Here is a 14129-nt window from a genome sequence, read left to right on the forward strand (position 1 = left end):
ATCCCGGAAAAGCGGGACCAGGCCGCCAACCGCAAGAAGAAGGGCACACGAGGCGGCCGACCCTTCAGCCACGACGCCGACCTCTACAAGGAACGGAACACGGTCGAGCGCCTGATCAACAAGCTGAAGGCCTGGCGAGGCATCGCCACCCGCTACGACAAAACCCCAGACAGCTACCTCGCCGGCCTCCACCTGCGCGCCGCAATGATCTGGATCGACGACCTGATCAAGACCACCGAATGATCACGACATCACACAGGCCCTAGCCCCACCGCCCGGTGTGCCAGCGCCTCCACCTGGACGGTGGTCGTAGCCGGCCGGCTCCCGCCTCGGATACCGTGTTCCTCTACGGGGTGCCATAACGGATGTGACGCCCCCCACCGGAGGTAGTCAGCGTATGAGTTCAAAGCGCAGCAAGAATCCAGCCCTGCCCGTACTTGACGACGCATTCCGACTCGCGTCGGTCAAGGACGCCGAAGAGTCCACCCGTGACTTGGCCGCGCGGCTGGCCACCACCGAGCTGCGCCGCGTTTCCCACCCGGGCCGGGTCACCTGGGAGCCCACCGATCAGGCCGAGCCCGTACCGGTCCCGCCGACGGTCGTCGACGGTGACGGGGACCTGTGGCTGCGGGACCGGGACACTGGCACCTGGACCATGCCCGAGTTCAATGCGAAGGAGTTCCCGGCCCGCTGTGGCGAGGTTCTGACGTGGAACCAGCTTGCCCGCGAGTTCGGCCCGCTGACCGCACTGGCCGACGACCGCCGCATCGGCGGCGGCCGGCGTCGCTGACCGCGCAGCCTTCTGGAGTGACCGCGCCCCTGAAGCGCCCGTTACGGGTAGCTGGGAGCTCCAGCTCACCGCCGAGCTCGACGATGGCGGCGAGCAGGTGAGCGTGGTGGTGGCGTGCGACGGCCTCGAGCAGCGTGGTGTGGGCCTGGCGCCACCCGATGTCCTCGGTGCGGCCGGCGTCGGTGGACCAGCCGGGTAGCGGTCGGCCTTCAGTTGCCGCGGTGAGCGCGCGGACCAGCTCGCCGATCGACTGCTGCCAGTCGGCCAACTGCACGAGCAGGCCGCACACCAGCTCGTCGACGGCGGCCGCCGGGCCGGCGCCGAAGGCCCGCGCTTCGGCGGCGGCCTCGGCGAGGACGTCTTCGTCCAGGTCCTCGAGGGCCTCACGCCACGGAGCGGCCGCAGCGTCGAAAGCGGCCAGGGCGGCGTGCAGCTCGGCGTCGAGAGCGGCGCAGACCTTCCTGCGGCGATTCGACATCGAGCACTTCTTCAGGATGATCGAGCAGACACTCGGCTGGACCGCCCCGAAGCTGCGTGTGAAGAGGCACGCCCATGAGAGCCAGCCATCCTCGCGACAGGCGCCTGACGACAGCAGCTCGGTCCCTTATGACAGCCGTGATCACTGTCGCTCCGCAGCATGAGCAGCGACAGACCTCCCGCCCTTGCTGACCCGCCCATCCGGTGCCACCACCTCACGCATTCACACCAGCGGGAAGGCGCCCACCGGCCTGTACCCCGCGGCCACAGCGAGGAGATCACGGTCGACGGCGAGACGCAGCCGGTGATCGTGAAGCTCGGCGTTTGGGTCTCGAACACCAAAACCCGACGCGACAAACTCGCCGCGGACCAATTGGACGGGCTGCGCGCGATCGGCATGGAGTGGGCGTGACACCTTCCGGTCAAGGTCGTTGAAGTGGCCGCTTGTCCTCGGTGAGGTCGTCGGGGTGCCGTCCCAGAGCGGCGGTGAGCCGTGCGGGCAGAGCCATCGGTTCTCCAGTTCACCAGGTGCATCACCGGCGTACGCCAACCAAATCACGCTAAACGGACGCACCTGGCCATCACCAGGTATTTCCGAAAGGCCTCGGCCTCGGTGCCGTCGGCGTCCAACAGGCCGCACACGACTGGTCTGTCTGCGATCTCGCAAGGAGTCGGCCATCGCGGTCAGCGCGGAGTGCGCGCCGCGGCCCCCATGGAGCAGTCCCTTCGCTATCTGGTCTTGGGCTGTGGCTCGGCAGCAGCAGCGATCGGACGCTCAAGGCACCAGCCGCACCACACGGCCCCGGTTCACCCTGACGATCCACGTTGTCCTCGAGCGCATGTTGGGGTAAGCCTTGTGACCAGTTGGGCCGGGAGCGGTCACGGTCTGGCGAGCACGGGGACGAGGGTGCAACGAGCCTGCATGCAGTCGGAGCTGCCGGGCATACGGATGGCACCTTCTGGAAGGAGTCATGATGCTCGGCATTGCGGCCGCCGTGCTGTTCTTCATCAGTTTCTTGATCAACGCGGCGGAGATCTCGACGAACCACGTATTCTCGTCCGGCAATTTCATGATCCTCGGCCTCATGCTGCTCGCTCTTCACGTGGCCGGCATCGGCGGTACCTGGGCGACCCGTAGCCGACGTCGCTGAGCATCGGGAGAAGCGTCGCCGCTGTCACCGGCACTGGTGACCGCGCGCTCCGACGGACCCGGCGGGGGACCTCTCTCGCCGGGCGCCGCCGATGCGCTCAGAGCAGGTCGAGCAGCATCGCCCGTCCTGCACTACGCAGCCGGGGTGAACCCCACCGCGGTACCGCCGCAATCGGCTGCCATGTCCTGCAGCCTGTCCCGCTCCGCCTCGTCGATCGCCAGGCCCCAGCGGAGCTTGGTTGCGGTCCACTCCGCGCCGTACTGGCACAACGCGTCCGGCGACGGCGGCGGCCACTGGGCCGGGTCCTGGTCGGACTTGCTGCGGTTCGAGCGGGTCGTCACCGCAACCAGCGAGGCCGCCTGTCCTTGGTCGTTCGCGTACGCCTCTCGACGCGCTGGCGTCCACGCCTTGCCCCCAGCTGGCGGGGAGCGTCATCCGAACCGTGCGGTATTCCTGATCTGCCCCAATGGGTGCGAAGCACGAGCAGACGTCTCGATGGTGCGGTGGCGGGGCCCAGCCAGGAGTGTCCTGATGGCGTTGTTGCCCGTGTGAAAGCTGGCTTCGTCGAAGCACGAGGTGACGGGGTGGGCATATCGCCAGGCTGGTCCTTCGAAATGATCACGCGAGTTCCTGCTGGCCGCCCGGAACACTGGCTGAGGATGCGTTGGGCGATGCGGACCGACGTGAGGGTGGAAGGCTGACCGCTCACACCCGGGTCTGCAACACCTGGCCCGGCCAGAACGTGCCGTCCCACGGCAACACCTCTAACTCCAGCGTCGCAGTGAAGCCCAACTCCTCATACTCGCGCACCAGGCGGCCGTCCTCACCGGCCCAGCAGTGCGTCCGAATCAGTCGCGCGCCACGCCGGACGGCCTCGGCCCGGACATCGGCGACCAGAGCCGCCATGCTGAGCTGCCGCTGCCTCATCCTGGTCACCAGGAAGTGAAGGTAGAGCTCAGGGTCGTCGACCGGCGGAGCGAACTCTGGGGCCTCGTCGGTCAGCACCGAACCACCCGTAACGCGCAGCAGGTCCCGGCAGATCCCCGTAGTCGACCTCCGGGCTCATCCGGATCGCCCCCGCCCCCATCGCGCGGACGGTCTCCAGCGCCCAGGACAGCGACGGGGCCTCGGACTGCGCCCCGGCACTCCCCACCGGCGTCCAGATTTTTGGTTCAGGGCGGGCTGCGCTTTCGCCCAATCGATCGCTTCTGCTGTGGAGCGGCGGTTTCGTACCTCGTTCGGCCAGTCGGCCGCGGCATCATGGAACGGCACCCCGGCCGGGGTGTCGCCCTCCGTTGATGGGCACTCCCCAGGGGGCACATCGGAGGGGTCGGCCGGCTGTGCCCAGTCCGGGAGCTCCCCGGTGCCCGCGCCGAGGCGGTCCAGGTTCAGGCCCGCTTTCCGTGCGACGCCTTCGGCCTGGCGGGGTTCCCCATCCTTGTCAGGGGCGCTGCTGGAATAGGCCGAGTGAATCGCGGTCGCCGTGGTTGAGGTTCTGGAGTCCACTTTCCTGCAATGCGGTCATGAGCGCGATGAGAGATGCACGGCCAGGGAGTCCTCTTTCATGCGCTACTCCATCGACAATTTTGGCGTGGTGGATCTGCTGGGGAACGATCGGTCCCGGAACCGTGTCGATCCCAGCGGGTCGGGGAGTCCGGGGATTTCGCAGCCTACGCCGCCGCTTCTTGCGTCGGATGCTATTTTCGCTGCTCCGGCGATCAGGTGGTGGCGCCTAAGGGCTGTCCCGTAACTGATCTCTGGCACGAGAGTGGTCGGCCGAGATCGGATCCTGGGTCCCACCCTTTGGAAGAGGCGTCGGCCTCGGTTCACCCCTGTGACCGCACGACACAGCAGCGGATGGCAGGGGCCGTCCTCCCGGCAACGTATGGATCCACCCGCCCGGGGAGATGAGCAGGGCCCCTGTTATCGTGCGCCGATGTCAACGATCAAGCAGTTCCAAGTGACCTTCGACTGCGCGGAACCTGCGCGCCTCGCCGCCTTCTGGTGCGAGGTGCTGGGGTACGTCGTACCGACAGTCCCGGAGGGCTTTGCCACGTGGGAGGAGTACCACCACTCGCTGCCGCCTGAGGACGAGGTCTACTTCGCGTGCACTGATCCCTCGGGTGTGGGCCCGCGCGTGCTCTTCCAGCGAGTTCCCGAAGGCAAGGTCGTCAAGAACCGGGTGCATCTTGATGTGCGGGTCGGGACAGGGCTCGTGGGTGACGAGCGCCTGGCCACACTCGAGGCCGAATGCGCACGGCTGATGGCGCTCGGCGCGAAACACGTGCTGACGCAGCGCGCCGATGGCGTCGACGAGTCGTGCATCACGATGCAGGACATCGAGGGCAACGAGTTCTGCCTCGCCTGATTCTCCTCCGAGACTGCGAGGGAGGAGCCGTCTCCCGGGGACCTCTCAGGTCTCGTATGCGGCAGAAACTATCCCGTGAGAGCGAGGTTGTGCAGTCGGGCGATGCCGAGCATGGTGTGTCGGACGCCGTCGCCCTCCTCCCATGCCCGGCAGTCGTTGCGATTGCCGGGCAAAGGCTCACCGACCACAACGACCAGGCGGGTATCCGCGTCAATGACGACCTGGTGGTTGGTTGGAGTACCGGTAGTTCTTTGACTGTTCAGCGATGCTGTGGTCGCGGGTAGGCACCAGGGTGCCGTCGACTACCAGCACGGTGTCCTTGGTGAACCGGCGCCGAGGCTGGAATGCGATGAACGGGCCGAGCTGGTCGATGATGCGGTCGGCCGCCGACTTCGAGCTGCCAAACGATGGCGCGAGTTGGCGCATCGTCAGGTTCGTGCGCCAGTAAGCGACTACCAACAGCACCCGGTCCTCCAGCGGCAGACCCCACGGCCGCCCCTGGCCCGGGGAGCTGGCGCCCTCACGGCGAAGCGCGGTCACCAACTTGCCGAAGACGCGCGGGCTGAGCCCGGTAAACGGGGGCTGTCCAGGACGGTTCCGACGCCGTGATCACACCTGACGCGATCAAGATCATTGCACGGCGTGATCACTTAGAGGTCATCTCATTTGGGTGGTTGGGTAGGCTGTCGGTTGTGGCGGAGATTGTTGAGCGGCTGGTGCCGGATGAGTTGTGGGTGTTGTTCCAGCGGGTGGTTCCGGAGGCGCCGTCGCGGCCTCAGGGCGGTGGTCGGCGCCGGCATGGTGACCGGGAGGTGCTGGCGGCGATTGTGTTCGTCGCCACCTCGGGTTGTACCTGGCAGCAGCTGCCCGCGGCCTCGTTCGGGCCGTCGGGGGCGACAGCCCACCGGCGGTTCTCCGAGTGGAGCAAGGCCCGGGTGTGGGCCAAGCTCCACCGCCTGGTCCTCGACGAGCTCGGCTCCCGCGGCGAGCTGGACTGGTCCCGCTGCGCGATCGACTCCGTCAACATGCGGGCCCTGAAAAGGGGGACCTGACTGGTCCGAATCCTGTCGACCGGGGCAAGTTCGGCTCGAAGATCCACTTGATCACCGAGCGGACCGGTCTGCCCCTGTCCGTCGGAATTTCCGCGGCGAACCTGCACGACAGCCAGGCACTCGAACCCCTCGTGCGTGGCATCCCGCCCATCCGCTCCCGCCGCGGACGCCGACGGCGCAAGCCCGCCAAGCTCCACGCGGACAAGGGTTACGACTACGCCCACCTGCGGAGATGGTTACGCCAGCGCGGCATCAAGCACCGCATCGCCCGCAAGGGCACCGAGTCCTCACAGCGGCTCGGATGCCACCGCTGGACCATCGAACGCACCATGGCCTGGCTCGCCGGCTGCCGCCGACTCCACCGCCGCTACGAACGCCAAGCCGAACACTTCCTCGCCTTCACCAGCATCGCCTGCACCCTCATGTGCTACCGCAGACTCGCCAAATGAGATGACCTCTTGGAGGGCCCGGGCTTCGCCGAGCGTGCACACCCAGCGCATCGGCCACCGGATCCGCGGTGCCCCGGTCGCAGGTCTTCGGTGAGCGTCCACCTCAGTGGGGGGCGCATGCGCATGCCGCCGGCGTACGGTACGGGCCGACCGCCGGTACAACGCCCCCGGCTCGGCGGCGCTGTCGGACCCTACGGCCGGAGGCGACGGATCAGCCGCACCGGATCGGTCCGGTGTTGAGGTTGTATTTCACTCCGCCCCGGACCAGCGAGCCGCTCACCCGGATGCATTGCCCCGTCGAGTTGAACCAGGTGTACAACGGTCCGGCGTAGTAGCGCAGGTTCTCCGGATGCTCCTTGGGCGGGTCGATGGAGTAGTCGCCGCCCTCGTCGAAGAGCACCAGGGTGATGTGCGAGGCGAGGCCGTCGTAGGGACTGGACCAGAACTTCACGCAGTTCTTCTTGGTCGAACCGTTCCAGTAGGTGCGCGCGTAGCCGCCCCCGTTGCGCCCCGCCGGATTCTTGGCCCAGTACGTCTTGCCGTCCCAGCTTCCGCTGCACTGCTCGGCCGCGGGGGCCGCCTGCGCGGTGGGGGAGGCAACGAGACCGAGCAGCAGCGCCATGACGCCGACGCCCAGCACCTGTGGTTTACGTAACCGCTTCTTCAGCCACTTCATTCGCATCTCCTGATGATCAGATGCCGTTGACCCGGTGTGCCCAGGCCATGCCCGGTACGCTCCGCTCCCCGCGGACCGCACGTCCGACGTTTCACGAAATCTCCACCGGATTCACCGCGACGCCACCACCGAGACCGGGCCCGTCTGGTGCGCGCCCGGACCTCTCCGCGGGGTAGCCGCTGCGGGCCGCTTACGACGGACAAGCGCCCGGCTGAGAAGTCCCAGCCGGGCGCATATCCGGGTCCCGCACTCACCTGACCTACCGTCACCGATCAGGAGGCACGGGGGGCGGCGTCGTGGACCGGTGCTTCCTGTCCTGGTGCGGCGATCCGCTCACGTGGTGTTGCCGGCAGCGCCGGTGGTGCCTTTCGCGAACATCGTGGCGGCGGTGCCGTTGCCGCCGGGCTTGCCCGGGCACACCGGAATGGCGGCGCCGCCCGTACCTCCGGCCCCACCGACGCTCGCGATGCCGGTGGCGTTGTCCGTTGCCGTTGGCTCCCGCGGCCCCACCGGTACTGCCGATGCCGCCGATACCGCCGATACCGCCGATACCGCCGATACCGCCGAGGATCCCGACGCCGTTGGCGCCGTTACTGCCGGGGGCCCCGGCGGCGTTGTGAGCCCGGGCGCTGCCCGCACCGGGCTGGGCGGAGGCGAAGGCGGGAGTCACGACGAGGCCGGCGACGGCGATCGCGGCGATCAGGAGGGTCCGGGCAATGGCCGTTGTGCGCAGGGAGCGCATGAGGTACTTCCATCGGTTTGTGCAGGTGGAGAGATTCTCCGCCTGACAGCCCTCAACGTAGGTAGTACGACGCACTGCGCACTCTGAAGAATGATCAAATGTCTTTAAATAGGCTGATCCGTCAATTTTGGGCCGCAAATCCCCAGTCCGGGATGATCCATCCTCGGCGATGCTCGCCTTCTGTCGCCTCGCTGTGCGATATCCCGTGGGGTCGCGTGAGCTTCCATCCTCGAATACACCGTGTTGTCCCAGGTCGGTGGGGCGCGGAGGCGTGGCCTGACCGAACGGATCATGACAGTTCTTCAGGACTCCCGAAAAACCATCATGATCTCAACGTCGAAGCGCGGGCCGGTGACTGCGAAACCCCTGGTCGGATCCCTGCTGTGCGATCACCGACCGGCGGGAACCCAGGGGGTACACGAGACGGTCGCCGTCATACTTCGTATCCTCGCGAATCCCGACACCGCCGCAGTCTCCCACCACGCCCGCTCCCGGAACAGCGCCTATCCCCCTGCGCCGAGCAACGTTCTCGGCGCCGCCGCACCGGCTCCTCCGCTCGTCCGGCGTATCGTCCGCGCAGTATGACGTAGCCCCGCTTCGGGTGCCATCATCGTCGGCGCGCCTACCTGGGCTGATACCAACGTCGATGTCACAGATCTGCGTCGTCCCAACTTGGTTGACAACCGTCCCTGCTTCGCCGGCACAGGTCAGCGCTCGCAGAAGTTTCACCTACCACCTCTGCTGGTGTCCCATCTCTGGTGATCTGGTCTCTGTCTCAGTTGGGCGGGTCTGATTTGCTCGTTGTCTCAGACCATCTGGTTCGCCAGGTTGTTTGAAGAGATCTGTCATCACTCCATCGACTCCAGAATGCGGTCGAGTGTCCGGCGCCCCATTCTGCTCATCGTCGGATTGCTCTCGACGTAGTACCAGACCACACCCATCGCCTGTTCGAACGCCCATGCCTTGCCGCGCTCCCACTCCAGATCGTCACAGGCCAGTGTCCGCTTGAGCACTTCCCGCGGGCCTGGCTGCAACAGGTGCCAGGCACTGACCAGATCCAGCGCGGGGTCGGCCGGACCGAAGCCGCCGGTGTCGAGCACGCCGCTGAGTCGGCCTCCCGCGACCAGTACATTGCCTGGAATCAAGTCACCGTGGCTCATCACGTCGGCACCCGTGCGTGGCAACTCCCGAAAGTGGCTCCACACTTGGTGCAGCCGGTCCACGTCGAGCAGCCCCTTGCTCTCCTCGAAGCACTTCGCAATCCAATCGTCGTGGTGAGCGAGAACGCCGCCACGACTTTCGCCGCTGAAAAGCCGCCCCCTCGTCTCGGCGTCCCGCAGGGCTGCGATGAAGGCCGCAAGGTCCTCGGCAAAAGCCTCCGACCCACTCGGGTCGGCATCAAAGGCGACCGTTCCCGGCAGCCATGTCTGGACCGACCACGGCATGGGGTAACCCGCTCCAGGCTTTCCCAAGGCGACGGGTTCCGGCGCGGGGAACCGAGACACCTGCGCCAACTCCGCGCTCGCCTGCGCTTCCCGTTCCAGAACCGCCAGCGCCTCTGCAGCATCGGCCAGACGCAGTGGAAAACGCGCAGAGAGGTCGTTCCCGATGCGGAAGATGGCGTTGACCGTCCCGACCGACGACACGCGTTGGATCGCCTTGCCCCTCCACTGAGGGAACTGTTCTCGGATCAGGGTCGCAACGATTTCGGCGGTCACGTCCACTTGGTCATCGTGCATGGTCACCTCTCCCAAGCTCGCCCACAAGTCCAACTCGAAACGCCGGAAGCAGACCAGATCAACTGAGACGACACCCAGTATTCAGACGCCAGGAGCCAGATCAACTGAGATTTTCGACCACCCTCCTTCGCACGTCGGCCCGGGTGGGCCGCTGACCCGTCCGAGAGCGTCCGGGTCAGCGGTACAGGCTCCAGCGGCCGAAGGGGGCCATCAGCCTGCGTACGGCGTCCTCGTCAAGAACGAGGTGCACGGCGGCCTGCGCAGCGTCCAAGTCGCTGGTCGTGTGCCGGGCTGCTGCCCAGTAGCCGACCCGCTCGGCAACCACCTCCAGCCGGCGGGCCGCCCGCACCGCCGCGACCGGAGAGGTCTTGGTCAGCTTGTCGATCTCCTCCTCCAGCTGCGCCAGCAGGGGGGTGACGGTCTCCGGCAGGCAGACGGTGGCCGCTTCCACCTGGGCGGTGTGTCCCTCCCAGTCACGGTCGCAGGCATCCGCCTGATCGTCGGCGCCCTCCGTAAGGTTCTCGTCGCCGATCGCTTCCCAGTCCAGAAGGTGTTCAGGGCCGGACCAGTCGCAGGAGCACACCGCGCGCAGCGCGGCCGCCTTCGGTACGCGGGGCCGTCGGCCGTCGTAGACGCTCCACTGCGAGACCGCCTCCCTTCCCCCGCCCGACCCACTGTCGAAGTACACCGGGTCCGGGACGGTGCCATCGGCCAGGACTCCTGCCCGGTCCCCCAAGAGGCGGACCCCCGGAATCGTCTGCTGGGGAGCAGGAGTTCTTGTCTGGTCTCCAACTGCAGCCCGCATGCGGGAAGCGAGCGCCTCGAAGTCGGCGGCAGGTGGTTGATCTGGGGTTCGCCGCAGACGACTGGCTCGAGTCGCGGGCCTCTCTGGAGGAGGTCATCGCGGTGTCCTGCGCACTACAGCGCGCTACGGGAGTCCCTGACTCGGCGCTGGCAGGAGTTCCCCTCTGCCGTCCCTCGGGGCGCTCCGGCGGTGGTGCGGGCGGGTACGGGGCGACCTCCGGCTGCTGTGGCCGCCACCGCCCGACCCGAGAGCGCGGGCATTGCGTTGCGGCGTGCCGGGCGAGGGTCAGAACATGGTGTTGTCGTTCTTCGAGGTGGGTGGGATCACCTGAAGGACGTCCCAATGTTCGACGATCTTGCCGTCGGCGTCGAAACGGAAGATGTCGATGCCGGCGTACTCCTCGTCGGGCCAGGTTTGGTGGCAGTGCAGGATCACGTGGTCGCCGTCGGCGAAGGCGCGCTTGACCTCCACCCGCTTGCCGGGGTATTCGGCGGCCATTCGCTCGAAGTAGTCGATGAACGGCTGCTTGCCGTCGCCCACGTGTGGATTGTGCTGGGTGTAGGTGTCGCCGGCGTACTGGTCGATGGCCTCGGCGGGGCGACACTGGTTGAACATCAGGTCGTAGAAAGCCTGCGCCGTGGCCTTGTTCTTCTCCGGGTCGCTCATGGTGCCACCGTAGGGTCGGGCGCCATGTACGGCACGGCGAGTGCGTCGAGCAGGTGGCGGGCCCCGACAAGGAAGGAGCAACTGCCCCATGCGTCAGCGAAGCGGGCCCGGCTCCGGCCAGCCACCTGCGGCGGCCGAGCCGAGCCTGCGTCGCCACAGGCCACGGAGAAGAGGACCACTCTGCCCTACCAGGCACAGCGCGCCAGGTAGAGCCTGGAGGGACGGGCCAGCGCGGTCGGCCGTGTAGTGCGGGCAGGCGAGTAGGTGTGAGCACGAGGACGAAAAGCGGGCCGGGCCGATCGACGGGCAGGTTCCGTTGGTTCAGCCGGGCCGCAGCCGTGTCTTGATCACGCTGGTGGGTGGTGACCCGTGATCGTCGATGTCGTTGGGTGAGCGTAGGGGCCGAGCGGCCGCGAGGGGCGCCGGGGCTGGGCGAAGAATCGATGACACGCACACCGATGTATGGAACCGGCTTCTGAGCGCGCCCGGGGCCCGGACGGGCGCTGAGGAGCTTTTGAGACGGGGGTCGGAGCTCGTCGACCCCGTGCTGCGGGAGGTCGTGGATCGGCTGCAGCCGTCCATGGCCACGGTGTGCCGGTACCACCTGGGATGGGACATCGACGGCTCCCAGGCCGCGGTGCAGCAGGCGGTCAAGCGGTCCGCGCGGCGCTCGCGCTAGCGCAGGCAGCCTGCCTGTGATCCAGCCACCGTGGGGGTGTCCATGTGCCGGATGTCCCCGGGCGTGCGTCGGGCAGGTTGGCTCGGAGGCGTTGGTGGTACAGCTTGTCGAGCGATGCGGGCGAGCCCGGGATCCGTCTCCGGGCGCACCCGCTGCTGGTGCGAGGGTCCGTTCTCGACCACCCGGACCTGAAGCTCGCGCTCCAGGCGCAGCGCTGCTCCGCAGGACGGACCGCAGGGCGCACACTGCGCGCGCCTGTACGCGGAGGAGCGGAGGAGCGAGGAGCCGAGCGTATGGCTGGCTGGATGGTGGCGGGACTGCTGTGTGGGGTATTTCTGGCGCCGGCGGTTTGCGGGCCGCCGGCGCCTGGTGACGCGAGAGGGATCGTCACCGTCCCCTTGGATGCCGGGAAAGGTCAGCTCCCTGAATCGATCACGGCTGACGGTGCTGGGAATCTGTACTTCTCCGGAAGGGCGAATGTGTGGCGGCTTTCGACGGGAAGTCGCCGGCCCGTGTTGGTGGCGGCTCTCCCCCTGCCCCACGTGACTGCTCCGAGATTCGCCGGAGCGCTCGGTGTCGCCTACGGCCCAGACGGTCACCTCTATACGGTCAGCGGTGCCACGTCGGCTGATCTCGATGCGGCACGGGTCTGGCGTATCTCCCCCACAGGACAGGTCCGTCTCCATGCCCGGCTGGACCCAGCTGGCATGCCCAACGACTTGGCGTTCGATACATCCGGGAATCTCTTGGTCACCGACTCGCGCCTGGGCCGCGTCTACAAGGTGGAGCCCCCGCGCGCCGGTCAGAGCGAAGGTGCGGTGACGATCTGGCTGACGGGCCCCTGCTCGCTCCCGACCCTTCACACCCCGGCGCACCGGAATCGCCGTCGACGCCGCGGGCCAGAACATGTACGTCGGGAACTTCGACCGCGGACACATCATGCGGGTCCCCCTCGACCCGTGGGGACAGCCCGGCCAGGCGAGCATCGTCGCCTCGGGCCCTGCCTTCAAGGGTGCCGACGGCCTCACCCTCGCGGAGGACGGAACCCTGCATGTCGCGGTGAACACCCAGAACGAGATCGCCACGATCAGCCCCCACGGCACGGTGCCCGTCATGAAACTGCCCGACGGCGTCCTGAACACCCCCTCCAGCCTGGTGTTCACCAAAGACACCCGCAACCCGGCGAGAGACACGCTCCACATTGCGAACTTCGCACTGCAGGAGTTCCTCGACGGCCTGCCACCCAGACCCGGCATCGTCCATATCCCCGCACCAGCAGTCCCCGGCCGCAACCCCTCTCCCTGAACAAGACTTCGGGCAAGGCCACGTCGGCGGCATGGGGCAGGGCGACCATGACGGCGGGCTCACGGTCGGGTCACGGTGGCCTGGTCTGCGTCCCGGCTGGCAATCGCCGCGCGAGTTGCGGCCTCCAGCCGTCTAGGACTTGTCCGGCCGATCATGTTCGGAGCCAGATGATGAGGGCTGCGGCGGTTGCGGTGCCGAGGTAGACGTAGCGGCGTTTGTCGTAGCGGGTGGCGACTGCCCGGTGCTGTTTGAGCCCGTTGATGGCCCGTTCGATGGTGTTGCGTTTCTTGTAGCGCTCTTCGTCGAAGCCCGGTGGACGTCCGCCGCGTGAGCCTTTGCGCAGGCGAGCGGCCTGGCTGTCGGCCTTCTCGGGGATGGTGTGCCGGACACCGCGACTTCGCAGGTACTGGCGGCAGGGTCCGTTGCTGTAGGCCTTGTCGGCCGCGACGCTGTCCGGCGTCTTGCGGGGCCTGCCCGGGCCGGGCTTCGGAACGCGGATCTTCTCCAGGACAGGCTTGAACTGGGTGCAGTCCGCCCGCTGACCTGGTGTGACGACCAGAGAGAGCGGGCGGCAGCGGCCGTCGGCGCTCAGGTGGAGCTTGGTGGTGAACCCGCCGCGCGAGCGGCCCAGGCCCTCACCTCCCGCACCACCTCCACCAGGCGGGCGTGCAGGCTCTGCCACGCGGTCTCGCCCTGGTGTTCTGTCAGTTCGGCCCCCTTTGAGGCGGGTGCCGGCGGCGGATCGGTGCGGGCACCAGCCGCGTGCTGATGAGCTCGCACGATGGTGGAGTCGACCGAGATGTCCCAGTCGATTTCACCTGCCGCGTCGGCGGCGGACTGGACCTGCTGGAGCAGACGCTCCCACGTCCCGTCGCCCGACCACATTCGGTGGCGTTCGTAGACGGTCTTCCACGGCCCGAACCGTTCGCGCAGGTCACGCCACTGCACGCCGGTCCGAACCCGGTGCAGAATCCCGTCAATCACCTGCCGGTGGTCCCGCCACCTGCCACAACGCCTGTTGCTGACCGGCAGGAACGGTCGCAGCCGTTCCCACTCGGCATCGCTCAGATCACCCCGCCCCATGTCCACATCAACGACTCGGGCACGGAGTAGTCACATGATCGACCGGACAAGTCCTAGTACTGCAACGGCGTTTGGCGTGACTGGTGGCCAGGTTGGTCGTTGGTCTGGTTATGGGTGGGGTACTTGGTGATGTGAGGGCGTGGGCGG

The 14129-nt window shown here is 67.4% G+C and carries 12 protein-coding genes and 5 pseudogenes; 8 read left to right on the forward strand and 9 right to left on the reverse strand.

Going from position 1 to position 14129, the window contains the following annotated elements; all coding sequences use genetic code 11:
- From ACFWUZ_RS35585 to ACFWUZ_RS35600, 4 genes and pseudogenes are all read left to right on the forward strand, one after another.
- A pseudogene (locus ACFWUZ_RS35585) lies at positions 1–243 on the forward strand (IS5/IS1182 family transposase); the annotation flags it as partial.
- Between the two features lie 154 nt (positions 244–397).
- A complete protein-coding gene (locus ACFWUZ_RS35590; RefSeq protein ID WP_384382164.1) occupies positions 398–790 on the forward strand; it encodes a hypothetical protein in 393 nt (130 codons plus the stop codon).
- 637 nt (positions 791–1427) lie between these two features.
- Positions 1428–1679: a hypothetical protein gene (locus ACFWUZ_RS35595; protein ID WP_384382166.1), complete on the forward strand. Its 252-nt coding sequence runs from the start codon at positions 1428–1430 to the stop codon at positions 1677–1679.
- A gap of 559 nt (positions 1680–2238) precedes the next feature.
- The gene (locus tag ACFWUZ_RS35600; protein WP_037893985.1) at positions 2239–2418 is read left to right on the forward strand and encodes a hypothetical protein; all 180 of its coding nucleotides are present in this window, start codon (positions 2239–2241) and stop codon (positions 2416–2418) included.
- 131 nt (positions 2419–2549) lie between these two features.
- On the opposite strand, the pseudogene ACFWUZ_RS35605 reads toward ACFWUZ_RS35600, so the two are convergent.
- From ACFWUZ_RS35605 to ACFWUZ_RS35615, 3 genes and pseudogenes are all read right to left on the reverse strand, one after another.
- A pseudogene (locus tag ACFWUZ_RS35605) lies at positions 2550–2837 on the reverse strand (HNH endonuclease); the annotation flags it as partial.
- Between the two features lie 286 nt (positions 2838–3123).
- Positions 3124–3423, reverse strand: coding sequence for a hypothetical protein (locus tag ACFWUZ_RS35610; protein ID WP_384382168.1), 300 nt, complete (start codon positions 3421–3423; stop codon positions 3124–3126).
- 439 nt (positions 3424–3862) lie between these two features.
- Positions 3863–3985, reverse strand: a pseudogene (locus tag ACFWUZ_RS35615) (heavy metal transporter); the annotation flags it as partial.
- Positions 3986–4354: 369 nt separating this feature from the next.
- Between ACFWUZ_RS35615 and ACFWUZ_RS35620 the strand changes: the two are divergent.
- Positions 4355–4786: a VOC family protein gene (locus ACFWUZ_RS35620; protein WP_384382170.1), complete on the forward strand. Its 432-nt coding sequence runs from the start codon at positions 4355–4357 to the stop codon at positions 4784–4786.
- Between the two features lie 68 nt (positions 4787–4854).
- Here the strand turns inward: ACFWUZ_RS35620 and ACFWUZ_RS35625 are convergent.
- Positions 4855–5420: pseudogene (locus ACFWUZ_RS35625) on the reverse strand (transposase family protein).
- A gap of 67 nt (positions 5421–5487) precedes the next feature.
- Between ACFWUZ_RS35625 and ACFWUZ_RS35630 the strand changes: the two are divergent.
- Positions 5488–6287, forward strand: a protein-coding gene (locus tag ACFWUZ_RS35630; RefSeq protein ID WP_384382180.1) for an IS5 family transposase whose coding sequence is annotated in 2 segments (ribosomal slippage) — positions 5488–5827 and positions 5827–6287 — 801 coding nt in all. Because the reading frame shifts where the segments join, the coding sequence is not laid out codon by codon here.
- Between the two features lie 211 nt (positions 6288–6498).
- Here the strand turns inward: ACFWUZ_RS35630 and ACFWUZ_RS35635 are convergent.
- The 4 genes from ACFWUZ_RS35635 to ACFWUZ_RS35650 all read right to left on the reverse strand — a co-directional run bounded on the left by ACFWUZ_RS35635 (position 6499) and on the right by ACFWUZ_RS35650 (position 10915).
- Complete coding sequence (locus ACFWUZ_RS35635) at positions 6499–6963, reverse strand: hypothetical protein (RefSeq protein WP_384382172.1); 465 nt, start codon at positions 6961–6963, stop codon at positions 6499–6501.
- Positions 6964–8553: 1590 nt separating this feature from the next.
- Positions 8554–9444, reverse strand: coding sequence for an aminoglycoside phosphotransferase family protein (locus ACFWUZ_RS35640; RefSeq protein WP_384382182.1), 891 nt, complete (start codon positions 9442–9444; stop codon positions 8554–8556).
- A 175-nt stretch (positions 9445–9619) separates the two neighbouring features.
- Positions 9620–10132, reverse strand: coding sequence for a hypothetical protein (locus tag ACFWUZ_RS35645; protein WP_384382174.1), 513 nt, complete (start codon positions 10130–10132; stop codon positions 9620–9622).
- A 402-nt stretch (positions 10133–10534) separates the two neighbouring features.
- Positions 10535–10915, reverse strand: coding sequence for a nuclear transport factor 2 family protein (locus ACFWUZ_RS35650; RefSeq protein ID WP_384382176.1), 381 nt, complete (start codon positions 10913–10915; stop codon positions 10535–10537).
- Between the two features lie 514 nt (positions 10916–11429).
- Here ACFWUZ_RS35650 and ACFWUZ_RS35655 point away from each other — a divergent pair.
- Complete coding sequence (locus tag ACFWUZ_RS35655; protein WP_384382178.1) at positions 11430–11594, forward strand: hypothetical protein; 165 nt, start codon at positions 11430–11432, stop codon at positions 11592–11594.
- A gap of 879 nt (positions 11595–12473) precedes the next feature.
- Positions 12474–12899, forward strand: a complete 426-nt coding sequence (locus ACFWUZ_RS35660) for an SMP-30/gluconolactonase/LRE family protein (RefSeq protein WP_384382184.1) — start codon at positions 12474–12476, stop codon at positions 12897–12899.
- Positions 12900–13050: 151 nt separating this feature from the next.
- Here the strand turns inward: ACFWUZ_RS35660 and ACFWUZ_RS35665 are convergent.
- Positions 13051–13982 (reverse strand): annotated as a pseudogene (locus ACFWUZ_RS35665) (IS5 family transposase).
- Positions 13983–14129: the final 147 nt, after the last annotated feature.

The organism is Streptomyces sp. NPDC058646 (genome assembly GCF_042716875.1).
In the GTDB taxonomy this organism is placed as follows: Bacteria; Actinomycetota; Actinomycetes; order Streptomycetales; family Streptomycetaceae; genus Streptomyces.